The 24,014-nt window shown below is 62.7% G+C and carries 25 protein-coding genes; 8 read left to right on the top strand and 17 right to left on the bottom strand.

Annotated elements, in window-relative coordinates:
• Nucleotides 1–7 precede the first annotated feature (7 nt).
• From ACE3OA_RS07390 to coxB, 9 genes are all read right to left on the bottom strand, one after another.
• Nucleotides 8–1,504 (bottom strand): carboxypeptidase M32, encoded by a 1,497-nt coding sequence (locus ACE3OA_RS07390; protein ID WP_374309526.1) that lies wholly within the window; start codon nt 1,502–1,504, stop codon nt 8–10.
• The gene (locus ACE3OA_RS07385; RefSeq protein ID WP_374309524.1) at nt 1,501–2,250 is read right to left on the bottom strand and encodes an SURF1 family protein; all 750 of its coding nucleotides are present in this window, start codon (nt 2,248–2,250) and stop codon (nt 1,501–1,503) included. Before ACE3OA_RS07385 ends, ACE3OA_RS07390 begins: the two co-directional genes overlap by 4 nt.
• Nucleotides 2,251–2,268: 18 nt before the next feature.
• On the bottom strand, nt 2,269–2,625 hold the full coding sequence (locus tag ACE3OA_RS07380) for a DUF983 domain-containing protein (RefSeq protein ID WP_374309522.1): 357 nt from the start codon (nt 2,623–2,625) through the stop codon (nt 2,269–2,271).
• 29 nt (nt 2,626–2,654) lie between these two features.
• Complete coding sequence (locus tag ACE3OA_RS07375) at nt 2,655–3,479, bottom strand: cytochrome c oxidase subunit 3 (protein ID WP_374309520.1); 825 nt, start codon at nt 3,477–3,479, stop codon at nt 2,655–2,657.
• A gap of 78 nt (nt 3,480–3,557) precedes the next feature.
• Nucleotides 3,558–4,208 (bottom strand): cytochrome c oxidase assembly protein, encoded by a 651-nt coding sequence (locus tag ACE3OA_RS07370; protein WP_374309518.1) that lies wholly within the window; start codon nt 4,206–4,208, stop codon nt 3,558–3,560.
• Entirely contained in the window at nt 4,208–4,342 is a 135-nt protein-coding gene (locus ACE3OA_RS07365; RefSeq protein WP_374309516.1) for a hypothetical protein, read from the bottom strand. The genes ACE3OA_RS07370 and ACE3OA_RS07365 overlap by 1 nt, the downstream gene beginning before the upstream one ends.
• 2 nt (nt 4,343–4,344) lie before the next feature.
• Nucleotides 4,345–5,301, bottom strand: a complete 957-nt coding sequence (cyoE, locus tag ACE3OA_RS07360; RefSeq protein WP_374309514.1) for a heme o synthase — start codon at nt 5,299–5,301, stop codon at nt 4,345–4,347.
• 82 nt (nt 5,302–5,383) lie between these two features.
• Nucleotides 5,384–7,006 (bottom strand): cytochrome c oxidase subunit I, encoded by a 1,623-nt coding sequence (ctaD, locus tag ACE3OA_RS07355; protein ID WP_374309512.1) that lies wholly within the window; start codon nt 7,004–7,006, stop codon nt 5,384–5,386.
• Nucleotides 7,007–7,041: 35 nt separating this feature from the next.
• Complete coding sequence (coxB, locus tag ACE3OA_RS07350; protein ID WP_374309510.1) at nt 7,042–7,959, bottom strand: cytochrome c oxidase subunit II; 918 nt, start codon at nt 7,957–7,959, stop codon at nt 7,042–7,044.
• A gap of 456 nt (nt 7,960–8,415) precedes the next feature.
• Between coxB and hrcA the strand changes: the two genes are divergently transcribed.
• From hrcA to ACE3OA_RS07335, 3 genes are all read left to right on the top strand, one after another.
• Nucleotides 8,416–9,510, top strand: coding sequence for a heat-inducible transcriptional repressor HrcA (gene hrcA / locus ACE3OA_RS07345; protein WP_374309508.1), 1,095 nt, complete (start codon nt 8,416–8,418; stop codon nt 9,508–9,510).
• Between the two features lie 42 nt (nt 9,511–9,552).
• Complete coding sequence (gene grpE, locus ACE3OA_RS07340; RefSeq protein ID WP_374310891.1) at nt 9,553–10,161, top strand: nucleotide exchange factor GrpE; 609 nt, start codon at nt 9,553–9,555, stop codon at nt 10,159–10,161.
• A 166-nt stretch (nt 10,162–10,327) separates the two neighbouring features.
• Nucleotides 10,328–11,224, top strand: coding sequence for a DMT family transporter (locus tag ACE3OA_RS07335; protein ID WP_374309506.1), 897 nt, complete (start codon nt 10,328–10,330; stop codon nt 11,222–11,224).
• Here the strand turns inward: ACE3OA_RS07335 and ACE3OA_RS07330 are convergent.
• Entirely contained in the window at nt 11,221–12,129 is a 909-nt protein-coding gene (locus tag ACE3OA_RS07330) for a LysR family transcriptional regulator (RefSeq protein ID WP_374309504.1), read from the bottom strand. The genes ACE3OA_RS07335 and ACE3OA_RS07330 overlap by 4 nt on opposite strands.
• Before the next feature lie 136 nt (nt 12,130–12,265).
• Here ACE3OA_RS07330 and ACE3OA_RS07325 point away from each other — a divergent pair, with 136 nt between their 5' ends.
• The gene (locus tag ACE3OA_RS07325; RefSeq protein ID WP_374309502.1) at nt 12,266–13,030 is read left to right on the top strand and encodes an SDR family oxidoreductase; all 765 of its coding nucleotides are present in this window, start codon (nt 12,266–12,268) and stop codon (nt 13,028–13,030) included.
• Nucleotides 13,031–13,035: 5 nt separating this feature from the next.
• Here the strand turns inward: ACE3OA_RS07325 and ACE3OA_RS07320 are convergent, their stop codons facing one another.
• On the bottom strand, nt 13,036–14,175 hold the full coding sequence (locus ACE3OA_RS07320) for a helix-turn-helix domain-containing protein (RefSeq protein ID WP_374309500.1): 1,140 nt from the start codon (nt 14,173–14,175) through the stop codon (nt 13,036–13,038).
• Nucleotides 14,176–14,434: 259 nt separating this feature from the next.
• On the opposite strand from ACE3OA_RS07320, the gene ACE3OA_RS07315 reads away from it, so the two are divergent.
• Both ACE3OA_RS07315 and ACE3OA_RS07310 read left to right on the top strand, forming a co-directional pair.
• Entirely contained in the window at nt 14,435–14,779 is a 345-nt protein-coding gene (locus ACE3OA_RS07315) for a hypothetical protein (protein WP_374309498.1), read from the top strand.
• A 100-nt stretch (nt 14,780–14,879) separates the two neighbouring features.
• Nucleotides 14,880–16,583 carry a methyl-accepting chemotaxis protein gene (locus ACE3OA_RS07310; RefSeq protein ID WP_374309496.1) on the top strand — a complete coding sequence of 568 codons (1,704 nt, stop codon included), beginning with the start codon at nt 14,880–14,882 and terminating at the stop codon, nt 16,581–16,583.
• 53 nt (nt 16,584–16,636) lie between these two features.
• Here the strand turns inward: ACE3OA_RS07310 and ACE3OA_RS07305 are convergent, their stop codons facing one another.
• Nucleotides 16,637–17,329: a MarC family NAAT transporter gene (locus ACE3OA_RS07305; protein ID WP_374309494.1), complete on the bottom strand. Its 693-nt coding sequence runs from the start codon at nt 17,327–17,329 to the stop codon at nt 16,637–16,639.
• A gap of 202 nt (nt 17,330–17,531) precedes the next feature.
• On the opposite strand from ACE3OA_RS07305, the gene ACE3OA_RS07300 reads away from it, so the two are divergent.
• Entirely contained in the window at nt 17,532–18,146 is a 615-nt protein-coding gene (locus ACE3OA_RS07300) for a LysE family translocator (protein ID WP_374309492.1), read from the top strand.
• Between the two features lie 82 nt (nt 18,147–18,228).
• Entirely contained in the window at nt 18,229–19,572 is a 1,344-nt protein-coding gene (locus ACE3OA_RS07295) for a protein NO VEIN domain-containing protein (RefSeq protein WP_374309490.1), read from the top strand.
• Between the two features lies 1 nt (nt 19,573).
• Here the strand turns inward: ACE3OA_RS07295 and ACE3OA_RS07290 are convergent, their stop codons facing one another.
• The 5 genes from ACE3OA_RS07290 to ACE3OA_RS07270 all read right to left on the bottom strand — a co-directional run bounded on the left by ACE3OA_RS07290 (nt 19,574) and on the right by ACE3OA_RS07270 (nt 24,006).
• On the bottom strand, nt 19,574–21,070 hold the full coding sequence (locus tag ACE3OA_RS07290) for a DNA cytosine methyltransferase (protein ID WP_374309488.1): 1,497 nt from the start codon (nt 21,068–21,070) through the stop codon (nt 19,574–19,576).
• Nucleotides 21,067–21,504, bottom strand: coding sequence for a very short patch repair endonuclease (locus ACE3OA_RS07285; protein WP_374309486.1), 438 nt, complete (start codon nt 21,502–21,504; stop codon nt 21,067–21,069). The genes ACE3OA_RS07290 and ACE3OA_RS07285 overlap by 4 nt, the downstream gene beginning before the upstream one ends.
• A 267-nt stretch (nt 21,505–21,771) precedes the next feature.
• Nucleotides 21,772–22,134: a cupin domain-containing protein gene (locus ACE3OA_RS07280; protein WP_374309484.1), complete on the bottom strand. Its 363-nt coding sequence runs from the start codon at nt 22,132–22,134 to the stop codon at nt 21,772–21,774.
• 13 nt (nt 22,135–22,147) lie between these two features.
• Complete coding sequence (gene pgeF / locus ACE3OA_RS07275) at nt 22,148–22,912, bottom strand: peptidoglycan editing factor PgeF (RefSeq protein ID WP_374309482.1); 765 nt, start codon at nt 22,910–22,912, stop codon at nt 22,148–22,150.
• Complete coding sequence (locus ACE3OA_RS07270; RefSeq protein WP_374309480.1) at nt 22,909–24,006, bottom strand: class I SAM-dependent methyltransferase; 1,098 nt, start codon at nt 24,004–24,006, stop codon at nt 22,909–22,911. The genes pgeF and ACE3OA_RS07270 overlap by 4 nt, the downstream gene beginning before the upstream one ends.
• Nucleotides 24,007–24,014: the final 8 nt, after the last annotated feature.

The following is a 24,014-nucleotide window of genomic DNA, read 5'->3' as shown; positions in this document are numbered from 1 at the left end:
CGGAATTTCAGGCCGTGCCGAGATAGCGCTGCTGCAGGTGCCGACGGAAGATGCCGGCATCGAGCGGCTGGCCGGTGGCAGCCCGGATGATCTCCGGCGAGGGCAGGCTGGAGGCGCGGCCATGGACATGCGTCCGCAACCAGCCCATCAGGGGGACAAAGTCGCCCCGTTCGATGGCGTCCGGAATGCCGGGTTCTGCCGCCACGGCGGCCGCAAAGAACTGGGCTGCCGTCATGGCGCCGAGGCTGTAGCAGGGGAAATAGCCGAATGCCCCATCGAACCAGTGGATGTCCTGCAGGCAGCCTTCGCGGTCATTGGTGACGGTGAGGCCGAGCAGTTTCTTCATGCCCTCGTTCCAGGCACCGGGCAGGTCGGCAAGCTGGAGATCGCCGCTGATGAGTCCCTGTTCGAGGCGATAGCGCAGGATGACATGGGCGGGATAAGTGACCTCGTCGGCCGAGACGCGGATGAAGCCCGGTGCCACCTGCGTATAGAAGCGAGCGAGGTTATCGGGTGCGAACGCCGCCTCGTTGCCGGGATAGGTCTCGTTCAGCAGCGGCGAGAGGAAGCGGCAGAAGGCTTGGCTGCGCCCAGCCTGCATTTCGATGATCAGCGATTGGCTTTCATGGAGCGCCATGCCGCGGGCCTGGCCGACCGGCTGGCGGCGCCAGGCAATGGGCAGGCCGCGCTCATACATGGCATGGCCGGTCTCGTGCACGACACCCATCATCGCGTCGGCGAACTGATCCTCGTTATAGCGCGTCGTGATGCGCACATCGTCCGGCGTGCCGCCGCAGAAGGGATGCAGCGAGGTGTCGAGCCGGCCGTGATTGAAGTCGAAGCCGATCACCGCCATCAGCTTCTCGCCGAGCTTCTTCTGCGATTCGATGCTGAAGGGACCCTGCGGCTGGATGGCCGGGCCCTGGGCGCGCTGGTGTTCCAGCACGCGTCCCAGGAATTCGGGCAGGAAGGCCGCGTAATCGTCGAAGATCGGCGTGATGTCAGCCGCCCGGGCGCCGGGCTCGAACTCGTCCATCAAGGCATCATAGGGGGTGAGGCCGAGCTTCTCCGCCTTGGCGAGAGCACCCTCGCGGGCGAGGTCGAGCACGGCCTGCAGCTTGGGCAGCACCAGCTTGAAATCGCCCTTGGGCCGCGCCTCGCGCCAGGTCTTTTCGCAGGCGGCCTTGGCCCGCGTCGCCGCTTCCACAAGATCGGGCGAAAGCGCCGTCGCATGCGCGTGGACGCGCTTCATCTCGGCCAGATTGGCGCGCTGCCAATCGTCGAGACCAGCCTCGCCGGCGAGCGCCAGCAGGTCGCCGGTCTCGGCCGAGGTCAGCATCTCATGGGCGATGACGTTGATCGTCGCCAGCTGCTCGGCGCGGGATTCGTGGCCGCCTTCGGGCATCACCGCCGCCATGTCCCAATGCAGCATGCCGGCCGCTTCACCGAGCGCGCCCATGCGCGCAAAACGCTTCTCCAGCTGGGTGTAGGCGTTGCTGCTCATACGGTCTTGTCCTCAGATGTCGGGCGCAAAGGCGTCTCGGTGCGACCGACCTTGAAGCCGTGGATCGCATAGATGACCGCCAGCGCCAGCGCCAGTGATCCCCAGGTGATGGCATATTGCAGATGATCGTTGGGCATCTGGATGCGCGTCTGCCCGCCCAGCGGATAGTTTCCCGGAATGTCGGTCTTGACCGCGTCGAGATAGAGGTCGGTGCGGAAGGGCAAGCCGCTCGCTTGTGCCATCTCGGCCGGCGCCAGATAGAACCAGCGGTTCTTTTGCGGTTCGTTGGGCGGCTGGAACCAGGCCTGCACCTGCGGCAGGCGGATGATGCCATCGAAGGTCACCACTTCCGGAAACTGCCCGTCGGGGCGCGTTGCCGGGTCGCGGCGTTCTTCCGGCACCCAGCCGCGGTTGATGAGCAGGCTCTGGCCGCCATCCGCCGGCTGCAAGGGCGTGACGATCCAATAGCCGACATTGCCGTTCTGCGAGCGTGCCGGCATGTAGAATTCATGGGCGTGGTCGAAGCGGCCGGTGAGCGCCACGCGGTGGAACTCGAATGCCTTGAGGTCGCTGCCCACATCCGGCAAAGCGATGGGTGCCGCGGTGGTGCGTTCAACCCGCTCGGCGATCAGCCCTTCCTTCCAATAGAGGCGCTGCACCTGCCATACGCACAGCGCCAGCATGAAGAGGACGGCAGGAACAGTGAACAGGGTCGGCCAGAGGCCGGGTCGGAAGGAGCGGGTCATGGAAACCGATCTGGTGAGCTATTCGTTACGATGTTCGGCAGCCTGGTGATGGAACTGCAGGGCGATGAGGATACCTTTCATCGGCCGCAGCAGGCCGATGGCGCCGCCGCCGACCACCACGGGCCAGATCAGGATATGCACCCAGATGGGCGGCTCGAAGGCGAATTCAAGCCAGATCGCCAGCGGTGCGACGATGGCACCCAGGATCATGATGATGAAGACGGCCGGGCCGTCGCCGCTGTCGGCGGCCTTGAGGTCGGCGCCGCAGGCCGGGCAGGTCTCGTTCAGAGTGAGAATGCCACGAAAAAGCCTGCCCCGCCCGCAGCGCGGGCAACGGCAGGCTATTCCGGTCAGAATGGGTGAGGGTACGGTCACGGTCGTACCCTCACCAAAATTTCATGGCATCAGCCATGATAGGGTCCGGGACCCGAACCCCAGATATAGACCCAGAAGAACAGGAACAGCCAGACTACGTCGACGAAGTGCCAGTACCAGGCGGCAGCTTCGAAGCCGAAATGATGGTTCGGCGTGAAGTGGCCCTTGATGCCGCGGATCAAGCAGACGATTAGGAACAGCGTGCCGACGATGACGTGGAAACCGTGGAAGCCGGTCGCCATGTAGAAGGTCGACGAATATATGCCGTCCTTGAAGGCGAAGGGCGCGTGGATGTACTCGAACGCCTGGAAGCCGGTGAAGACGAGGCCCAGCAGGATGGTGAGCGACAGACCGAGGAGGAAGCCCTTGCGGTCGCCTTCACGCAGCGCATGGTGCGCCCAGGTCACGGTGCAGCCGGACAGCAGCAGGATGAGCGTGTTGAGGAGCGGAATGGCCAGCGGGTCGAGAACCAACACGCCCTTGGGCGGCCATACGCCGCCGATCGCTTCCTTGGGGAACAGCGACGAATCGAAGAAGGCCCAGAAGAAGGCCACGAAGAACATGACTTCGGAGGCGATGAAGAGAGCCATGCCGTAGCGCAGGCCGATCTGCACGACCGGCGTATGCGCCTTGTCGACCTCGGCTTCCTTCACGACGTCGCGCCACCAGCCGAACATGGTCAGCAGAATGAGCGCCAGGCCCGGCAGCACCGCCGGGGCAAAGCTCAGCTTTTCGTGCATGAACAGCACCATGCCCATGAAGAACACGCCGCCGGCAATGCTGCCGACCAGCGGCCACGGGCTGGGATTGACCAGATGATAGGGATGGTTTGGCTTATGTGCCGCTTCGCTCATGGCTCTCACTCTTTCTCTCAAAACGGTCGACCACCCCGGGCATTCTCCCCCGATCGACCGGATCTCTGCACAATCTACTTAACTACCGTTACCCAGACTAGATTCAATCGGGCTCGTTTCCACGGGACCGGCTACTGCCGATGCCCCATTCGCTCCCGACCCGACGCCACCCACGACCTGTGCCGCCTGGTCGTTGGGCACCTGGAAGAAGGTATAGGCGAGGGTCACGTCACGCAGTTTCGCCAGATAGGGATCTTCCTCGAGCTTGGGGTCGAGGAAGAAAACCACCGGCATCTCGACCCGTTCGCCTGGCTTCAGCACCTGCTTGTCGAAGCAGAAGCACTGCACCTTGACGAAATACTGACCAAAGACATCCGGCGAGACGTTGAAGGTGGCGGAACCGGTGACGGTATGGTCGGTCGGGTTCTCGGCGACGAACAGCGCCTTGTAGGTGACGCCCGTGCGAACTTCCATCTTCGGCACTTCCGGGCGGAAATGCCACGGCATGCCTTGCCCCAGATCGGTATTGAAGGTCACCGTCATGTCGCGGGTGCCGACCATGCTGTCATTCTCGGCCGCGCGCTGCGGCGTGCCGCCGAAGCCCGTCGCCTTGCAGAAGAGGTCATAGAGCGGCACCGACGCGTAAGCGAGGCCGATCATGCCGGCGACGACGCCGACCAGCGTCATCATCAGATTGCGGTTGCGTTGGGCGAGCGAGGTCTTGGCCATCACGCACCGCCCATCTTGACGATGGAGATGATGAAGACCAGGACGACGAAGAGGACGAGCGCGCCGGCAAGGGCCCAATTGCGCTGCTTCAATCGCTTCAATCGTTCCATTTCGATCCGATCCTGCCCGCTCATGCTCAGATGCTCCCGCCGATGAGGCTGACGAGGCCGGGCGCGCGGTCGATCATCAGCACGGCAAAGTGCAGGAACAGATAGAGCAGCGAGAAGCCGAACATCCGCTTCGGCCACTTCATGTCTTCCGAATTCAGCACGCGCCAGGCGTGATAGATGAAGCCGATATTGAGGGCGATGGCGGTGGCGCCGTAAATCCAGCCGGCAACACCCAGATAAACGGGCGCCAAAGCGATCGGCGCCAGCAGCAGCGTATAGACGAACATCTGCCGCTTGGTCGATTGCATGCCGGCGACGACCGGCATCATCGGTACGCCCGCCTTGGTGTAATCCGGGTTGCGCCATAGGGCCAGCGCCCAGAAATGCGGCGGCGTCCACATGAAGATGAGCAGGAACAGGGCGATCGAGGCGATGTCGACGCTGCCGGTGACGGCGGCCCAGCCGATCATCGGCGGGAAGGCGCCGGAGGCGCCGCCGATCACGATGTTCTGCGGCGTGCGGCGCTTCAGCCAGATCGTATAGATGACGACATAGAAGAAGATGGTGAAGGCGAGGAGCGCTGCCGCGGTCAGGTTGACGGCGAGGCCCATCAACATGACGGCGAAAATGGACAGGGTGAGGCCGAAGGCCAGCGCCTGTTCCGGCGCCACATAACCTTTGGGGATCGGCCGGCCGCAGGTGCGGCTCATGATGCTGTCGATGTCGCGGTCATACCACATGTTCATGGCGCCCGACGCACCGGCGGCAACGGCGATGCACAGAACGGCGACCGTGCCGATCAGTGGATGGATATGGCCGGGGGCGACATAGAGGCCGGCAAAGCCGGAGAAGACGACGAGCGACATCACGCGCGGCTTCAGGAGCGCCCAGAAATCGCCGACGCGCGCGCCGGCCAGCACCAGTTCGGATGCCGTTTCGCCTTCAAGCGGTAGATCGAGCGCGTTGTGACGCACTTTAGCCATTCAAGGAAATTCCGTTCAAAAACCAGTCGCCAGAAAAACAGTTGGGCGGCGGAGGGTTGCTCCGCCGCCCGCGCGTGTCACGTCAGTGGTGCTTGGCTGCCTCGATAACCGGCAGTTCTTCAAAGGTATGGAACGGCGGCGGCGAGGGCAGCGTCCATTCCAGCGTCGTGGCACCGACACCCCACGGATTGGCGGCCGCCTTGCGGCCGGCAAAAGCGGAGTAGAGCGCCATCACCACGAAGAACAGGGTCGCACCGAAGGCGATGAAGGCGCCGACAGACGAGATCCAGTTCCAGAAGGCGAAGGCGTCGGGATAGTCCGGATAGCGACGCGGCATGCCTGCCAACCCGAGGAAGTGCTGCGGGAAGAAGGTCAGGTTGACACCGATGAAGGTGGCCCAGAAGTGCAGATGACCCGCCCAGGCCGGATGCTCGCGGCCGGTGATCTTGCTGATCCAGTAGTAATAGGCAGCAAAGATCGCGAACACGGCACCGAGGCTGAGCACGTAGTGGAAATGCGCCACCACGTAATAGGTGTCATGGAGGCTCTGGTCGAGGCCGCCATTGGCCAGCACCACGCCCGTCACGCCACCGACGGTGAACAGGAAGATGAAGCCGAAGGCCCAGACCATGGGCACCTTGAACTCGATCGACCCGCCCCACATCGTGGCGATCCACGAGAAGATCTTCACACCCGTCGGCACGGCGATGACCATGGTGGCGGCGGTGAAGTAGGCGCGGGTGTCGACGTCGAGGCCCACCGTATACATGTGGTGCGCCCAGACGACGAAGCCGACGAAGCCGATGGCGACCATCGCATAGGCCATGCCCAGGTAACCGAACACCGGCTTCTTCGAGAAGGTCGAGACGATCTGGCTGATGATGCCGAAGCCCGGGAGGATGAGGATGTACACTTCCGGATGGCCGAAGAACCAGAACAGGTGCTGGAAGAGGATCGGATCACCGCCCTGGTCCGGCTTGAAGAAGGCCGTGCCGAAATTGCGGTCGGTCAGCAGCATGGTGATGGCGCCGCCGAAGACGGGCAGCGACAGCAGCAGCAGGAAGGCCGTGACCAGCACCGACCACACGAACAGCGGCATCCGGTGCAGCGTCATGCCCGGGGCGCGCATGTTGAAGATGGTGGTGATGAAGTTGATGGCACCCAGGATCGACGAGGCGCCGGCAAGGTGCATCGAGAAGATCGCCATGTCGACCGCCATGCCCGGCTGGCCTTCGTCGGAGAGCGGTGGATAGAGCGTCCAGCCACCACCGACGCCGCCATCGACGAAGGACGAACCGACGAGGAGGGCGATCGAGGGAATGAGCAGCCAGAAGCTGATGTTGTTCATGCGCGGGAAGGCCATGTCGGGCGCGCCGATCATGAGCGGCACGAACCAGTTGCCGAAACCGCCGATAAGCGCCGGCATGACCGTGAAGAAGATCATGATCAGCGCGTGGGCCGTGATGAACACGTTCCAGCGCTGGCCGTCGACCTGTGCGTCGGTGCCGAAAATCTGGATGCCGGGATGCATCAGTTCGGCACGCATGTAGATGGAGAAGGCGCCGCCGATCAGGCCCGCGCAGATCGCGAAGATAAGGTACATCGTGCCGATGTCCTTATGGTTCGTCGAAAAGAGATAGCGGGATAGACCAGTCGGATGATGGTCGTGATGGGCGTCGTGATGATGTGTACTGACGGGGCTCATGGCTCTTGTCCCTAAATCGGATTAGCTATGTTCGATCAATTGGCCGGCTGAATTGCGGCCGGGGTGGCAATCGCGACGTCGGTCGGATTGCTGCCCGGGACCGTAACCCCGTCTACCTTGGCAAACTTCTTCTGCGCTTCGGCGACCCAGGCATTGTATTCGGCCTCGGTCACAGCGCGGATCTTGATCGGCATGAAGGCGTGGGCGGTCCCGCACAATTCCGAGCACTGGCCGTAATAGAGGCCCGGCTTGTCGGCATCGATGTTGAACCAGCTCTCGTTGACGCGGCCCGGGACAGCGTCGTGCTTGATGCCGAAGCTGGGCACGGTCCAGGAATGGATCACGTCGGTCGAGGTGATCTGGATGCGGATGTTCTTGCCGACCGGCACGACCACTTCGTTGTCCGTCTCCAGGAGACGCAACTGGCCGGGCTTCAGATCCGCCGTCTGGATCATGTTGGCGTCGAAGGTAAAGTTGCCGTTGTCCGGATACTCATAGGACCAGTACCACTGGTGGCCGATGGCGCGGATGGTGAGATCGGTCTTCGGCAGGTCGAGCTGCTTGTAGAGCAGCTTGAAGCTGGGGATCGAGATGACGATCAGGATCAGGATGGGAATAACCGTCCAGGCGATCTCGAGACCGGTATGGTGCGTCGTCTTCGACGGCACCGGGTTCTTCGAGGCTCGGAAGCGGAACACGATGTAAAGCAGCAGCAGCATCACGAAGACGGTGATGACCGTGATGATCGGCATCAGGACCATGTTGTGGAAATGGTGGCTGTCGACGGCGATCGAGGTCGCCGCTTCCTGCATGCCGAGCTGCTCGGGCTTGGGCGCGCCGATGACGGCGGCTTCCTGGGCAAGGGCCGAACCGGCGCTCCCCAATATGGTGGCGCTCAGCAGAGCGACAGCCCCGGCCAGCCTTGTTCCGGTATTCTTGAGAGTGAGAAACATATCGGTCCCATCCGTTCTGGCTAGGGGATTGGGACAAAAATCCTTGAACACGGATCCGGCCCCGACCGCCCTGGCATGATCAATCTCGCAACAATTGGCCGCCTATGCCGGCAGCCACCCGTCGCGCATCCCCTGAAGATTTCGTGCTCCGGACTCCAGATGGCTGGAAATACACCGGAAGCAGGCTGAAACTACACGGGACCTTGATCTAGCTCAAGCTTTGCCAAGGGCCAAATGTCGCAGGAAGTGTCTGAAAAGAGCCCTGAAATTGCCGCGTGGCGCCTCGTGGCCGCAAAACCACGGGCCGAATGCGGCAATACGCCGCAATTTGTTTGGTTAATATTTGTTAACACTTGAGGATGTTTGCCGTGCCGGTGCAGAGCCTGCATAATGTCGCCAGCTGTTGAACGTGCCACGGAGAGCGCCTAGATAGTATCGGTAATCCTGGGTAAGGCCATGCAATATAAACCAAATTCATCGTTGAACCCGAGTCAGCACCGGCCTGTTCTGAGCGAGCTTTCGGCGCGTTCGCGCGACATTTTCCGTACCATCGTCGAAGCCTATGTCGAAACCGGGGAGCCGGTGGGCTCGCGCACTTTGTCGCGTCGCCTCGGCCAGCTGACCGGCGGGCAATTGTCGCCGGCCACGATTCGCAACGTCATGGCCGATCTGGAGGAGCTGGGCCTCCTCTTTGCGCCACATACCTCGGCCGGGCGCCTGCCGACCGATCTGGGGCTGCGCCTCTTCGTCGATGGGCTCATGGAGACCGGCGGTTTGTCGGAAGACGACCGCGCTTCGATCGACGGGCAATGCGCCGCCACCGGCCGCAGCCTGCCGGAAGTGCTCGACCAGGCGACGCTGATGCTCTCGGGTCTCTCCCGCTGTGCCGGTATGGTGGTGGCACCCAAGACCGACCGGCCCTTGAAACATATCGAATTTGTCCACCTCGCCCCCGGCCGCGCCCTTGTCGTCATGGTGACCGAGGGCGGCATGGTCGAAAACCGCATCGTCGACGTGCCCTTGGGGCTGCCGTCCTCGGCCCTGGTCGAGGCCACCAATTACCTCACCACTCGCCTCGCCGGCCGGACCCTCGGCATGGGCCGCGACCAGATCCTCGCCGAGCTGGAGACCGAGCGCGCGGCCCTCGACCAGCTCACCAAGAGTGTCGTCGAAGCGGGCCTTGCCTCCTGGTCGCGCGAGGACAATAGCGGCGCCCTCATCGTGCGCGGCCAGGCGCATCTCCTTGAAGATGTGACAGGAATCGGCGATCTGGAGCGCCTCCGCTCGCTCTTCACCGCTCTTGAAACAAAGGAGCAGCTGCTTAAATTGGTCGAAGCGGCGGAAGTGGCGGACGGCGTGCAGATCTATATCGGCGCCGAAAACGACCTTTTCGGCCTCGCCGGCTGTTCGGCGGTCATCTCGCCCTATCGCGACAGCCAGCGTCGGCTGATCGGCGCCATCGGGGTGATCGGCCCCAGCCGCATTAATTATGCGCGCATCATCCCCATGGTGGATTATACCGCCAAGGTCATCAGCCGAATCCTCGGCTGATATTTCATCATCTGCTTTGTGTTTTAGGAGTTCGACGTCGTGATGACGGGTTCTGAGGAAAAAGACGTTGTGGACAATCCCGTCGGCGGGCCCGTCGGCGGGATCGACGAGGCTGCGGCCGGCGGAGCGGCGGAAGGCGTGGATCTCGCTGCCCTGCAGGCCGATTACCTGGCCATGAAGGACCAGCTGCTGCGCGCCGTGGCCGAGACGGAGAACACGCGCCGGCGCCTGACGCGCGAACGCGACGAGACGGCCAAATACGCCGCTTCGACCTTTGCCAAGGAAATGCTCGACGTCGCCGACAATCTGCATCGGGCATTGGCCGCCATTCCGGCCGAGGCGATCGCCAAGGACGAGGTGCTGAAATCCCTCTTCGACGGCGTCTCCGCGACCGAACGCCAGTTGGACGCCGCTTTCACCCGCCAGCACATCAAGCGCATCTGGCCCGAAGGCGAGAAGTTCGACAGCAACCTCCACCAGGCCATGTTCGAAGTGCCCGGCACGCCGCATCCCTCCGGCACCGTGGTCCAGGTCCTGCAGGCCGGTTACGTCATGCATGACCGCCTGCTGCGCCCGGCCCTGGTCGGCGTCGCCAAAGGCGACCCCACCCCCGCCGGCGACGCGCAGGGCCATGTCGACACGGTTGCGTAGTTAATCCCCCTCTCCCCCCCCTCCCCCACGTTGGGGGAGGGAGCCTGACCGAGGTCGCTGCGCAATTCGCGTTCAGACTGGCTGGAATTCCCTCCCTCCAATGTGGGGGAGGGTTAGGGAGAGGGGGAGCAACCAATCCGCTCTCTCCAACAAACCTCAAAAATCCATGCCCCCAGCCCAACGTCTCCTCGCCCTTCGCCTGCTGCTCTCCACCGGAGTCCTGCTCGGCCTTTTCGCGCCGATGGGGAAGATCGCGCGTGAAAGCGGGATATCGGCAGCAGCCTGGGCCTTCGCCATCGCCGGGGGCGGGGCGCTGGTGCTGCTCGTCATCCTGATGTTGCGCCGGCAGCGCGTGCCGCTCGACCGGCCGCATCTGCGCTATTATCTGATCACCGCGCTCCTCGCCTATGTCATCCCCAATCTCGTCATCTACAGCGCCATCCCGCATCTGGGTGCCGGCATGACGACGATCTATTTCACGTTGTCGCCGATCATGACCCTGGTCTTCTCGATCCTGCTCGGCACGCGCCGGCCCGGTGTGCTGGGCATTGCCGGCATCGTGCTGGGCTGCCTGGGGGCACTCATCGTCGTCTTCTCGAAGGGGCAGGTGGATCGTCCCGCCGATCTCACCTGGGCACTCCTGGCGCTCGTCATTCCGCTGAGCCTCGCCGCCGGCAATGTCTACCGCACCGTCGATTGGCCGGATGGCGGCGTGCCGCTGGTGCTCGCCATGGGCAGCAATGCGGTGGCGGCCCTCTGCCTCATTCTGGCAGCGCTCTTCTTCGACGGCGCGCTGCCCTTCCCGATGCTGGCGATCAATCCCTTCCTGGTGGTGGCGCAGATGGCGCTGGCAGCGCTGATGTTCGCCCTGTTCTTCCGCCTGCAGGTCGCGGGCGGGCCGGTCTATCTCAGCCAGATCGGCTATGTGGCGGCGGCGACCAGCCTCATCGTCGGCGTCAGCATGCTGGGCGAACGCTATGGGCTGATCACCTGGGCGGGCGCGCTGGTGATCGTCGCCGGCGTCATCGCCACGACCTTCGACCGGGCGCCTAAGACGGCCTAGGTTCTTTCCCAGGGCGGCGTGCCCTTGAACGCCGCCGCCAGGAAGTCGACCATCACCCGCACCTTGGCGCTGATATGCCGCCGGCTGGGATAGATCGCCATGAGGTCGGTATCGGGCAGCGTGTGATCTTTGAGGATGCGCACCAGGCGCCCCGCCTTGAGGTCGTCGGCCACCATGAACATCGCCGGCCGGATGATGCCGTGACCGTCGATGGCGGCGGCCCGCATCGTATCGCCATTGTTCGTGTGCATGACGGCGCGCGTCCGCACGATTTCGGGCTTGCCGTCCCGACCGGCGAAATGCCAGTCGTCGCCGGTGGCGGCATAGGAATAGCCGATGGCGGCATGGCGGGCGAGGTCGGCCGGCACCTTGGGCGTGCCGTGGCGCTTCAGATAAGCCGGCGCGGCGCAGACGATGTTGCGCGAGGCGGCGAGCTTCCGCGCCACATGCGCGGTCGAGCCCTGGCCGGAGACGCGCACCACCAGATCGTAGCCTTCCTCCACCATGTCGACGACGCGGTCGATGAGGTCGACGTCGAGTTCGATCTCGGGATATCTGCGCATGAAGTCGGGCCACAGATTGGCGAGGTAACGGATGCCGAAGCTGACCGGCGCGTTGATGCGCAGGCGCCCCCGCGGCCGCAGGGCGGTGGCGCTGGCCAGCGCTTCGGCTTCCGCCACGTCGTCGAGGATATTGGTGCAGCGCTCATGAAGCGCCCGGCCGCTTTCGGTGAGCGAGACTTTCCGCGACGTGCGGTTCAAAAGCCTGGTGCCGAGATGCGCCTCAAGTTCGCTCACATAGCGGGTGACGTTGGCGGGCGAGGTTTCCAGCGCCTCGGCGGCGCGGGTGAAACTGCCCTTGGCGACCACGCTCGCAAACACCTCAAAGGCCCGCAGCCGGTCCATGTCAGAGTCCATTATTCATAAAAACTGAATGATATGATCATTTTCACTGCCTTTATTCAAGGTCGGTGACGCCCTACCTTCCTCTCATCGGCCGGACGACGGGTTCGGCCCTTTAAAACAAACAGGCAGGTGCGTGATGGGTCGTTTGAATGGAAAAGTGGCGATCGTGACGGGTGCCAGCTCCGGCATCGGCCGGGAAACCGCCAAATTGTTTGCCGCCGAAGGTGCCAAGCTCGTTGTCGGCGCGCGCCGCCAGGCCGAGCTCGACAGCCTGGCCGCCGAGATCAAGGCGGCGGGCGGTGCTGCGGTGGCGCTGGCCGGCGACGTCGTCTCCGAAGATTACGCCAAGGCCCTGGTGGCCCTGGCCGAGACGACCTATGGCGGCCTCGACATCGCCTTCAACAATGCCGGGACCCTGGGTGCCATGGGCTCGGTCGTGGATGTGACCGAACAGGGCTTTGCCGAGACGCTCGCCATCAATCTCACCTCCGGCTTCCTCGGCGCCAAGCATCAGATTCCGGCGATGCGCAAGCGCGGCGGCGGCTCGATCATCTTCACCTCGACCTTTGTCGGCCACACCGTGGGCTTCCCCGGCACCGCCGCCTATGCCGCCAGCAAGTCGGGCCTCATCGGCCTCACCCAGGTACTGGCCGCCGAGCATGGGCCGGAGAATATCCGTGTCAACGCCATCCTCCCCGGTGCCGTCGACACGCCGATGTATCGCGGCATGAACAACACGGCTGAGTCACAGAGCTTCATCACCGGGCTCCATGCCTTGAAGCGCGCGGCGCGGCCCGAGGAACTCGCCCGCTCGGTGCTCTATCTCGCTTCGGATGATTCGAGCTTCGTCACCGGCACCGCCTCGCTGGTCGATGGCGGCGTGTCGATCACCAGGACCTGAAGCCCTCAGCAGGCTTCGCTCTCGCCGCCGGTCAAGCCCTTTTGGTCGCGCGGTAGGGCGAGCCGGTGGTCAAAGGCGCTGCGATATTGCCGCGGCGTCGTCTGGTAGGCCTCGCGGAACAGGCGGCTGAAATGCGCCTGGCTCACAAAGCCCACGGCAAGGGCGATCTCGCCGATCTGCCGCGCCGTGGCGTCCAGTGCCTCCAATTGCCGCCGCGCCCGCTCCAGGCGTCGCTGCCGCATGAAATCGCTGAAGGTCGTGCCCTCTTCACGGAACAGCATGGCGATATAGCGCGCGCTGATGCGGTATTTGGCGGCGACCATTTGCACGCCGAGCAGCGGTTCATGGAGTTGCGCCTCGACGAAATCCTTGATCCGGCCGAGCAGTGCCGCCCGGTAGGGTGATGCCGGCGCCGGTGTTTCCAGCATGTCGCCCAGCGCGATGCCGAGGTGATCGATGGCATGGCCGGCGAGGCGCAGGGAGGTGGCGCTGCGCAGCTCGGCCGCCTTCCTGCCGAAGGTCTCGAAGAGATTGCTGAAGAAGCCGATGGTCATCGGCTGCATCGGCCGGTCCGCCGGCAATTTGGCGGCCGCGAAATCGGCGTGGCCCGGCAGGCGTTCGACCAGGGCCTGGCGCGGCATGTTGAGCGACAAGGTCGTGGCCCCTTCGGGCATGCTGTATTCCGACGGCAGGCGTGAATCGATGACGATCATGTCATGGCGCCCCAGCGTCACCTCGCGTTCGGCATGCCGGAGGTGGATGGTGCCCGCCAGATTGATCAGCAGCAGGCAGCGTTCCTCCTCGGCCGCGCCGGGACCCAGCGCGGCGCGGCGGCCGCGCTGCGCGGTTGTCGAACTACGCGCCAACGTCACGTCATGGAGGCTATTGGCCTCGACCGAAGCCCGGAAGGGTATTCCCTCCATCGGATCGATGCGCGTTGCCAGATGGAAGCGCGCGACGCAGGCCTCCCAATAGGCGCGCCTTTCCTCGGCCGGCACATCGTCGGTCGAAAGCGACAGCGAGCGATGCCCTTTTTCCTGCGGCAGCGGCATCAGGCCGGCCCCGCCGCGGCCGGGCGCGCGCCCGCGACGCACGCATTTGGGTGCCGCGCGTGCGCGCAGCCGGCGCACCGCTGTTCCCTGCATCCTGATTTGCCCGGCATGGCGCAGCCAACTTCCCCACCCGCATGAGACCGCAATCCTGCATCCGTCATTCTCGGGCAGGTGCCGCGCCACTGTTTGTCTTGGCGCGAAGCAAAATTTGACGCTGCGGGAACAATCGATCCGTGCGCTGGCAAGGGGCCGCCTCAATCAATAAATCGTTAACGGAACAGGACGACTTTCTTATGCACCGACTTTGTTCCCAAAGCGTTATCAGCGCCGCGGTGAATGCCCTGGGGGTGAGATGCACACGCGATTCAAATTGCGGCGATACGAGGTCCTCGCCGGACGCAGCGAGGCCTTGGCCGATGCCGCGGACCGGCTGGTCGGCGATCTGCTGGGCTTTGCCGAACGGCAGCAATCGGCCGCGCTCTCGGATCTGACCACGGCCTATCGCCGGGCCATCATCGATGTCAGGGAAGCGGCCCGCACCGGCGCCTACCTGCCGCCCTATCTCTTCCAGCTCGAAGCGATCGGGCGCGACGTCGCGCTGGCGCTCAATGTCCTGCAGGCGGATGTCCTGGCGCGGGCCAAAGAAGAAGATCCACCCGATAGCGGGACCGCGGCAATCGCTGCCGGCAAATCCTAGCGACCCCGCAATCCCCAATAAGCAATCAGCTGACAACCACACCCATCCACAGTCGGCCCGACGCATGCGGGCCATCGGCGATCCTGGAGGCGCCGTCACCATGAATCTCAGCAATTGGAAGATCCGCTCGAAACTGATCCTGCTGGTCGGCGTCATGGCCGTGATCATCGGCACGGTGGCCGGCGTCGGCGTCATCTATCTCAGGAGTGCCGCCACCGATCTCGGCAAGGTCACCGTCAGCGGAATCGAAGGCGTCACCAGCGCCAGGCTCAACCAGAACGTCATCGGCCTCAACCGTACCGAATATTTCCTGGCGCTTGACCCCTCCGTGCAGGGCATGGAGGCGCGCCTGCAGCGCCTGGGCGAAGACCGCAAGCTGTTCGAGGAACGCCTCGCGCAATTGCGCAGCACCGCCGGCGAAATCCGCAACAAGCTCCTGGACGAGGTCGCGCAGAGCTATGCCGACTACAATGCCGAACTGGAAAATACCTTTGCCCTGGCCAAGCAGGTCGGCGCCAGCGTTCAGCTGGGCGGCGCGCAGCAGCAATTACTCGATGCCGTGTTGAAAAGCCGACCCAAGGCGGACGCGCTGCAAAAGACCGTCCGCGCCTATTCCGACTTCGTCAACAAGCAGGGCGACGAGGTTTCCGCCCAGGCGGCGGCCGACGCGGCCTTCGCCCAGACGCTGATGATCGTGGTGTCGGTTGCCGGTGTCGTCGGCGGCCTTGCCTTCGGCTACCTGCTGGCCACCATCGGCATCAGCAAGCCGCTTAGCGGCTCGATCGAGAATCTCAACCGCCTGTCGCAGGGCGGTCTCACCATCGACATCACCGGCGGCGCGCGCGGCGACGAAATCGGCGATATCGCCCGCGCGCTCCAGGTCTTCAAGGACACGGCACTGGCTGCCGAGGAGATGCGTGCCCAACAGGCCGAGGAACAGCGCGCCAAGGAACGCCGCCAGGCGGTTATCGACGGACTGATCAAGAATTTCGACGACACGATGTCGAGCGAACTGACCCAACTCACCTCGGCCTCGACGGAATTGCAGGCCACCGCGCAGAGCATGTCCTCGACGGCGGAAGAAACCAGCCGCCAGGCCACTGCCGTGGCCGCTGCCTCCGAACAGGCCTCGGCCAATGTGCAGACCGTCGCGGCCGCGGCCGATGAATTGTCTGCCTCGGTGGCCGAAATCAGCCGCCAGGTCGAACAATCGACCCATATCGCCGGTCAGGCGGTGGCCGATGCCGAACGCACCGATGCCGCCGTGCGCATTCTGGCCGAAGCGGCGCAGAAGATCGGCGCCGTCGTCGGCCTCATCAACGAGATCGCCAGCCAGACCAATCTCCTCGCCCTCAACGCCACCATCGAGGCGGCGCGCGCGGGCGAGGCCGGCAAGGGCTTTGCCGTGGTGGCGTCCGAGGTGAAGAACCTCGCAACGCAAACGGCCAAGGCCACCGATGACATCAGCGCCCAGATCACCGGCATGCAAAGCAGCACGGATGAAGCGGTCAGCGCCATCAAAGGCATCTCCAACATCATCGGCCAGATGAGCGAGATCACCACCACCATCGCCTCCGCCGTGCAGGAACAGGGGGCAGCCACCCAGGAAATCGCCCGCAATGTTCAGCAGGCGGCGCAAGGGACCCAGGATGTCTCCACCAATATCGGCGGCGTCACCCAGGCCGCCGGCGAAACCGGCGCTGCCTCGACCCAGGTTCTGGGCACCGCCTCGACCCTCTCGCGCCAGGCCGACACCTTGCGCAGCTCCGTCACGCAGTTCCTCGACGGCGTCCGCTCGGCCTGACCTACATGCCATCCACGCCTCCCCCCGTCAGGGGGGAGGTTGGGGGGTGGGCGCTACGGCGTGCTGCTCGCCGCTGGTGGAAAGCTCGCCGGCCAGAACTCCGGATCGTGCAGCAGGTCGCGGACACCGTTGATGGCGAATTGCACGCCGATACAGACCATCAGGAAGCCCATGATGCGCGAGACGGCGGCGATGCCGTTGGCGCCGAGCAGGCGGTTCAAAAGCCCCGCCGCCCGCAGGCAGAACCAGATGATGATGGCGGTGATGACGATGCCGATCGAAATGACCAGATAGGTCATGGGCGTGGAGAGCGCGCCCGATTGCTGCACCGTGGTCGACATGGTGATCACGAGCGCGATCGACCCTGGACCGGACAGGCCCGGCATCGCCAGGGGCGTGAAGGAGATGTCGACCTTCTGCCGCGCCTCGATATCGGAATCGGTGTCGAGCGCGTTCTCCTGCGGGAACAGCATGCGGAACCCCAGGAACGCCACGATCATGCCGCCGGCGATGCGCAGGCCCGGAATCGAAATGCCGAACAGATCCATGATCAGCACGCCGGCCAGCAGGAAGCTCAGCAGAATGCCCGTCATATAGATGCAGGCCATGGTGATCTGCCGGTTGCGCTCTTCGTTGTTGAGCTGCCCGGTAATCCCGATCAGCATGCCCGCGGCCGAAATCGGGTTGATGATCGGCAACAGCGTGCCGACGGTCCAGCCGACGTAAGAGAGGAAATTGGAGGTCATGCGTGTTGTGCGTCCTCTCTAAGTTCCTCCCACCTTCAGGCGGGAGGTCAGCCGGGGGGCTTAACACCCTCGTTCCCTGTCGATCATCCCAGAATTGCCGCCCACGTCAAACCCCACACATATTGTCTCCAGACATGATTCGACTTTGGCGGTCATGGAGGTGCCGCTAGCATCGTTCGTCCCGACGAACCGGAGCCCCCCGATGGACATCCTGCATCACCTCCTCATGGTCTATGCCGTCTATGTCGTCGGCACCGCCAGCCCCGGCCCCAGCAACATGACGATCATGGCGGTTGCCATGCAATATGGCCGCCGCCCGGCGCTGACCCTTGCCGCCGGCGTCATGACCGGGTCGCTCAGCTGGGCGGCCTTGGCCGCCACCGGCCTCTCGGCCGTGCTCGCGACCTATGCCGAAGCCCTGCTCGTCATCAAGATCTGCGGCGGACTTTATCTGCTCTATCTCGCCTTCAAATCGGGCCGCGCGGCGCTGCGTGGACGCGCCAAGGCGGCGATCGACGCGCCGAACGCCGCTCTCTATCGGCGCGGCCTCTTCATGCATCTCAGCAACCCGAAGGCGATCATGTCCTGGCTCGCCGTCATGTCGCTGGGCCTGCAGCCGGATTCGGCAGGCTTCGTCCTGCCGGCGATCCTCGCTGGCTGCGCCACTTTGGGCGTGCTGATCTTCGGTGGTTACGCCGTCCTCTTCTCCACCGCCCCCATGGCCCGCGCCTATGCCAAGGCCCGCCGCTGGATCGAAGGCACCCTGGCGCTCTGCTTCGGCTATGCAGGTCTGCGGCTGTTGCTGTCGCGGGGGTAAGGGGCACCCATCACGCGCGGCCCCCTCCCGACCTCCCCCCTTCAGGGGGGAGGGTTGGGTGGGGGGCTGACACTCTCGTTCTATGTCAGGACGAAGCTCACCCCTGCCTTTTCCAATCGATCCCCAGCAGCAGGCAGCCTTTTTCAGTGCGGCTGTTGTGGACCGTGCCCGGCTCGGACATGACAAAATCGCCGACGCGCAGCACGGTGCCGTCGCTCTCGATGAGTTCGCCTTCGAGGATGATGTGATTGCCTTGGAAATAAAACTGGCATACCTATGCGACTATTGGGGGGGTGACATGGCGAAAATTGCTATCAAACAATTGTCGGCGTCGGATCTCACATTTTTCCGATGGCACTATGAGAACCGGAATGCCGGTAATCAGAAGGCGATCAACCTGAATGCGGATGTGTTCGTTGATATCTTGTATCCCGATGTCCGCACGGTCGCCGATAGCCAGGGCGGCCACGTCCCGGTGGTTCTGACGATGTTCGGCCCAGCTGGGCTGGGAGCCTATCGTGTTACAAGAAAAGTGATCACGGGTGCTGCATACAAGAACTGGCGACTCAACGGTGAGTTTGTCGGAAACCCTGACGGCGAGCCAGGGCGGTTTGACATTCTTCAGCCGAATGACCTAGTCGTTATGTCGTTCCATGGCGTAAGTGCGCCCCACGCGATTGATATGATTTTCATCGCTGCATCAGATGAACCAGCCCTGCACGCAGCGTTGAGTCACCATATCCCCGGTGGGAGAGTCACGATGGCGACGATATCTCTCGAAGCGCTTGACGACGCGGTCGCGGCAGCGGCAACCCCGTCAGCACATCCGGTGCGCTTGCTGCTCGCTGATCCTGCGTTTGAGGAGGCTCTGGAGGAAGCAGTTACCGGAAGCGCTAAGGGGGTCCAACTTGTCGAAAGCAGGCGAGGGCGGCGGCGAATTACGCTGGCGGACCTACGCAAGGCAAAGCAAAAGGCCGAACAGGTAGGCGCCGACGGAGAAGGCGCGGTCAATGCCTATCTTGCCGAATGCAAGGCATCTGGATTGATTGCAGACTTCATATGGAGTTCGCAGGCTGATGCAACAGGGCCGCTAGACTTCAGAGTCACCGAACTCTCAGGGCAGGTGCTGAAGATTGATGTGAAGAGCACGGAGGGGCCTTTCGGGCGCCCAATTCATCTTTCGGCTGCCGAGGTTGTCGAGGCCGCGCAGAGTGGAGAGCCATATCACGTCTATCGCATCTATGAAATGGGGCCGAGCGGCGCAAAACTTCGAGTGTCAAGTGACGTTCGCCAGCAGGCAAAGTCAATTCTCGATGCGCTATCTGCTTTACCGAGAGGTGTTACGCCCGATGCCTTCACTGTCGACGTTGATGCCTTGGTATGGGCAGCAGCTATCACAGTAGCGGTCACTGATGGAGATTCCTGAACTACTCTGCAGCGACCTTCATTCTGTTTGTCTGAGAGGTTGCTTTGCGTAGTGACTTCAGGATTTCCACGGCCAGCTTCTGAGCCATCACCGGGGGAACCGCATTGCCGATCTGACGAAAGGCTGGGTTCATGGTGCCTGAAAAGACAAATCCGTCAGGAAAGCTCTGCAGCCTAGCCGCTTCGCGAACGGAGATGACTCGTGCCTGAGCACTGTCATAGTGAATATGAGAGTACGTGTCCTTTCCGATATGAGCCATCAGAGTTCTTGATGGCCCGTCTGCACGAAGCTTCCACCAACGGTTTGGAAATGTGTCTACCGGATATGGCGGAACCATCGCTCGATGCAGTTTCTGCCAATTGGCGCTACCAGATCGGAGGCCCTGTTTTACAGCTTCTTCTTCAAAGATAGCAGTAGCAACCTTGTGTGCCGCAGGGTACTCGTCCCCGGACTGCATGCGCTCAAAAATCAAAGTATCTCGCGGAAGAAAACGCAGAACGTGATCATAGACTCCCTGCTTAGACTCAAATTGCGGCCAGGAACGCATCTGTTGGGCATAGGTAGAAAGGCGTTCCCATGCAATCGCGCGATACTTGGATAGGTCTGTGAAGCGTCGCGCCCCCCGTTTCAACTTACCTTCCCGATGAAGAGTAATTGGGGGCAGATCTGACAGTGCCTGGCTTGCAGTAATCGCAGGAGGTAGATCAGGTTTTCCTAAGTCCGGCTCGACATATGCACCGCGTGAGAACATGTCGATGTGCTTCAGTGCGACCGAGCGAGTGCCTTCATAACCTGAAGGTAACTTGCACCAGTTTGAAGCTTTCGGGAATCTGATCGAAACACCGAGTTCCTTCCGGAAGGCAATCATAAAGACACGATCGCGCATCTGCGGCACGCCATGGTGAGCGCTGTTAATCAGAGAGTATTTGGCGTCATAGCCAAGATCACTGAGGCTTTCGACCATTTCTTCAACGATGTTATGCCCGCCGTGATTGAGAATATCAGGCACATTCTCCATCAGCAGAGCAAGAGGTTTCAGGCGGTCAATATAGTGCAGATAGCGCAGATACAGATTGGCACGCGGATCAACCTTGAATGCCTCAGGATGCTCGGCAATTTCGCGCAGTTTCGCCCGTCCTACACGCGCATAGGCTTGACAAGGTGGCCCCCCGATAATGACGTCAAAGGCCATTTTCGGTTTTCCAAGACCCAAGTCGAGCACTAGGTCCTCTGGATCTATTTTGGTTATATCTCGTGGCGCAGCATGATGACGAATTGTTGCCTCATCAGATCCCTTGAAGAAATTGACGGCATGCGAAAGGGCAGCAAGGTCGTCAATTTCCATCGCTGCAGCTATGTCGAACCCTGCCGAACAGAAGCCCAGGCTCAGGCCGCCACAGCCCGAAAACATATCCAGAACTCGCGGCCGATATTTTGGCGTTGCTGCCATGCGTTCAATTTTTTTAGATACCGCGGAATCATACGACGAAGCCATCATTGTGCCACTTCGTTAGTGTTCTTGGGCATGTCGAGGAAAGCCCTTAGGCGCATTCCCAGATCTTTTAGGTCGGAGAGTTCACATTCCCAAACGATCATTGTTCCCCATCCCCGCCGGATCAGCTCAGACACTTGTTCGCGATCCCGATTAACATTTGCTTCGAATTTTTGAGTCCAGAATTCAACACGAGACTTCGGATGGTATGCATACTTGCAACCTGGATGCCGATGCCAAAAGCAGCCATGCACCATGATGACCTTGTTGCGGCTCGGGAATACGATATCGGGCCTTCCAGGCAGGTCTCGTCGATGCAGTCGAAATCTGTAACCCAAACCATGCAGCAGCTTGCGGACGCGAAGCTCAGGGCCGGTATCCTTGCCCCGGATTCGCGCCATGTTCTCGCTACGTTCCTTTATTGATAACCGATCCATCATCGAAAATCCATACCGATTTATTGTCGCTCAAATGGAAGGGGCGCACAAGAGATTGGGTTCCACTTGCTTGGAAATGTGCAGATCTTGTGTTTGATGGAGCTGTCGCTCTACAACCAGGACCTGAGCGTGGCCACGTCTCCGAACACGCCATAGCCCGCGCAATCGGGGGCATCGACGAACGTACTCGCAAACGCTTAGGGTTCCGCCAGAGGTTCGTGAATGCCTCCTCCAAGTGCAGGCATGGAACAGAGAGCGGGCAAGCTCGCCTCACCCCTGCCTTTTCCAATCGATCCCCAGCAGCAGGCAGCCTTTTTCGGTGCGGCTGTTGTGGACCGTGCCCTGCTCGTACATCACAAAATCGCCGACGTGCAGCACCGTGCCGTCGCTCTCGATCAGTTCGCCTTCCAGGATGATGAATTCCTCGCGGAAGGGGTGTTCATGGGCGATGGTCTCGGCGCCCGGTTCCATGCGGATGAGATAGGCGCCCTGTTTGGCGGTCCGGTCATAGGACAGCTCGATCACCGACATGTCGTGCTGCACCGGCCCTTCCATGTCATAGGGTGCAAAGGGTTTGCTCTTCGTGTGGATGATGCGCCGACCCGGCTTGTACTCTTCATGCGCCCCAGACATAGCCATCCCTCCGTCAGACGATGCCGATCACTGATACCTGCCGGCCGTAATCCGGTTCATCGCGCTTGGTCTTGCGCCGGTAGCTGAAGAAATCATCCTCCAGCGCGCAGGTGTCGTGGCCGCTCACCACCACCTCGGCGAGGCCGAGGGATTGAAGCTGGGCCGCGCAATAGCCGGCAAGGTCGAACTGGAACTTGCGGCAGGCATTGGCGGCAAAGAAGCGGGCGTTGTCCCGGTCCTGCTCGATGAAGGGCGTCGGGAACTCAGTGCCGACTTCATATGAGTCCTGTCCGATGCAGGGGCCGATGGCGGCGACGATGTTCTCGCGCCTTGCGCCCAATATTTCCATCACGCGCACGGTCTCCTGCAGCACGCCGCTGAGTGCCCCTTTCCAGCCGGCATGGGCGGCACCGATCACGCCCGCTTCTGCATCGGCAAAGAGCACCGGGCCGCAATCGGCCGTGAGCACGCCGAGATTGATGCCCTTGGTCCTGGTGACGAGCCCGTCGACTTCCGGCCGGTTCGACTGGTCGAGCGGTGTCTCCACCACCAGCACCTTGGCCGAATGGACCTGATAGGCGGTGTTGAGCGGCCCGTCGAGGAGGCCCGCAGCCTTCATGGCGCGAGCGCGGTTCTCGAACACGCGGGCGCGTTCGTCGGTCGTCCCTAGCCCACAATTCAGCGAATCATAAATGCCGTCGCTGACGCCGCCGCGGCGGGTGAGAAAGCCGTGCCGAATGCCTTTCAGCCTGTCCAGCGCATCCACGGTGACGATCATAATCCGGCCAATCCTCCAAATTTCTCGGTATCGAGCGCGGGTCCGGCGATGCCGATGACCTTGAACAGCCTGCCCATTTGTTCCGGCGCAATCAAGCGGTGCACCTGCCGGCGCAAGGTTTCGACGGTGGCGAGGTCCGATTTCTTGGCCAGCATGTCGGCCCTGAGCTCGATGCCCAGCGCCCGCAGGAAATCGCCCTGGGTGACGGGGCCGAAAGTCTGCGCCCCGGCCTCGTCGGCGGCAGCTTTGAGGGCGCCGAAATCGACATGGGCGGTGAGGTCGGCTGCCCCCAACTCCTCAAGCGGTGCGTGATAGCGATGATTCTTCAGGGCCTGGAAGGAATCGCCCAGGCCGCTTTCCGCCGGTCCGTAATCGATGATGAGGGCGGCGCCATTGTCATCGCGCACGCGCCGCGCGATCGCATCCATCAAGGCGACCGATGCCGGGCTCACCTCGGCGATCATGCCGGGCACCGCCTCGGCATGCGCCGGGCGCAGCAAGCCCAGCGCCGGACCGGGGGCGGCAAGGCCGAATTGCAGCGCCCCGTCCTGCAGCGCCCCGTCCTGCAGCGCCACCACGCGTTCGCGCCAGCCCTGCGATGTCATCTCAAGCTGGTGGATCGGCAGCGCATCGAAGAGCTCGTTGGCGATGAGGATCATGCGTCCCGCCGGGACGCCGCCCAGGCTCTGGTGCCAGAGCGGCCGATGCTCCTGCAGCTTTTCCGCCTGCTTCTGCCGCAGCACCCCGTTGATCTCGACGAGGTGCAGTTGCTTGGCGGCGAGGAATCCGGGGGCCACGCGCGCCGCACGCAAGGCATCGGCCATCAATGTGCCGCGGCCGGGTCCCATTTCGACCAGGTGGAATTCTGCCGGCGCGCCCAGGCGCTGCCAGGTGTCGACGCACCACAGGCCGATAAGCTCGCCGAACATCTGGCTGATTTCGGGCGCGGTGATGAAATCGCCCTCCGGTCCCAGCGGGTCATTGTCGCGGTAATAGCCGTTGCGCCCCGCAAGCGCCTCCTCCATCACCGCGGCGACCGTGAGCGGTCCTTCAAGCGCGATGCGTTGGCGGATGCTGCGCTCGGCCGGATGCATCGACGGGC

It is taken from the genome of Dongia sp., from assembly GCF_041906375.1.
Lineage (GTDB): Bacteria > Pseudomonadota > Alphaproteobacteria > Dongiales > Dongiaceae > Dongia.
This window is presented reverse-complemented; position numbering and strand designations above follow the sequence as displayed.

Excerpts from the sequence above, each read along its gene's own strand:
- coxB (WP_374309510.1), bottom strand. The coding sequence starts at position 7,959 with ATGTTTCTCACTCTCAAGAATACCGGAACAAGGCTGGCCGGGGCTGTC.
- ACE3OA_RS07320 (WP_374309500.1), bottom strand. The coding sequence starts at position 14,175 with ATGCAGGGAACAGCGGTGCGCCGGCTGCGCGCACGCGCGGCACCCAAA.
- hrcA (WP_374309508.1), top strand. The coding sequence starts at position 8,416 with ATGCAATATAAACCAAATTCATCGTTGAACCCGAGTCAGCACCGGCCT.
- ACE3OA_RS07365 (WP_374309516.1), bottom strand. The coding sequence starts at position 4,342 with ATGAGCGGGCAGGATCGGATCGAAATGGAACGATTGAAGCGATTGAAG.
- ctaD (WP_374309512.1), bottom strand. The coding sequence starts at position 7,006 with ATGAGCCCCGTCAGTACACATCATCACGACGCCCATCACGACCATCAT.
- ACE3OA_RS07285 (WP_374309486.1), bottom strand. The coding sequence starts at position 21,504 with ATGATGGATCGGTTATCAATAAAGGAACGTAGCGAGAACATGGCGCGA.
- pgeF (WP_374309482.1), bottom strand. The coding sequence starts at position 22,912 with ATGATCGTCACCGTGGATGCGCTGGACAGGCTGAAAGGCATTCGGCAC.
- ACE3OA_RS07310 (WP_374309496.1), top strand. The coding sequence starts at position 14,880 with ATGAATCTCAGCAATTGGAAGATCCGCTCGAAACTGATCCTGCTGGTC.
- ACE3OA_RS07335 (WP_374309506.1), top strand. The coding sequence starts at position 10,328 with ATGCCCCCAGCCCAACGTCTCCTCGCCCTTCGCCTGCTGCTCTCCACC.
- cyoE (WP_374309514.1), bottom strand. The coding sequence starts at position 5,301 with ATGGCTAAAGTGCGTCACAACGCGCTCGATCTACCGCTTGAAGGCGAA.
- ACE3OA_RS07300 (WP_374309492.1), top strand. The coding sequence starts at position 17,532 with ATGGACATCCTGCATCACCTCCTCATGGTCTATGCCGTCTATGTCGTC.
- ACE3OA_RS07390 (WP_374309526.1), bottom strand. The coding sequence starts at position 1,504 with ATGAGCAGCAACGCCTACACCCAGCTGGAGAAGCGTTTTGCGCGCATG.
- ACE3OA_RS07375 (WP_374309520.1), bottom strand. The coding sequence starts at position 3,479 with ATGAGCGAAGCGGCACATAAGCCAAACCATCCCTATCATCTGGTCAAT.
- ACE3OA_RS07295 (WP_374309490.1), top strand. The coding sequence starts at position 18,229 with ATGTCAGGACGAAGCTCACCCCTGCCTTTTCCAATCGATCCCCAGCAG.
- ACE3OA_RS07315 (WP_374309498.1), top strand. The coding sequence starts at position 14,435 with ATGCACACGCGATTCAAATTGCGGCGATACGAGGTCCTCGCCGGACGC.
- ACE3OA_RS07270 (WP_374309480.1), bottom strand. The coding sequence starts at position 24,006 with ATGCATCCGGCCGAGCGCAGCATCCGCCAACGCATCGCGCTTGAAGGA.
- ACE3OA_RS07305 (WP_374309494.1), bottom strand. The coding sequence starts at position 17,329 with ATGACCTCCAATTTCCTCTCTTACGTCGGCTGGACCGTCGGCACGCTG.
- grpE (WP_374310891.1), top strand. The coding sequence starts at position 9,553 with ATGACGGGTTCTGAGGAAAAAGACGTTGTGGACAATCCCGTCGGCGGG.
- ACE3OA_RS07290 (WP_374309488.1), bottom strand. The coding sequence starts at position 21,070 with ATGATGGCTTCGTCGTATGATTCCGCGGTATCTAAAAAAATTGAACGC.
- ACE3OA_RS07385 (WP_374309524.1), bottom strand. The coding sequence starts at position 2,250 with ATGACCCGCTCCTTCCGACCCGGCCTCTGGCCGACCCTGTTCACTGTT.
- ACE3OA_RS07280 (WP_374309484.1), bottom strand. The coding sequence starts at position 22,134 with ATGTCTGGGGCGCATGAAGAGTACAAGCCGGGTCGGCGCATCATCCAC.
- ACE3OA_RS07370 (WP_374309518.1), bottom strand. The coding sequence starts at position 4,208 with ATGGCCAAGACCTCGCTCGCCCAACGCAACCGCAATCTGATGATGACG.
- ACE3OA_RS07330 (WP_374309504.1), bottom strand. The coding sequence starts at position 12,129 with ATGGACCGGCTGCGGGCCTTTGAGGTGTTTGCGAGCGTGGTCGCCAAG.
- ACE3OA_RS07325 (WP_374309502.1), top strand. The coding sequence starts at position 12,266 with ATGGGTCGTTTGAATGGAAAAGTGGCGATCGTGACGGGTGCCAGCTCC.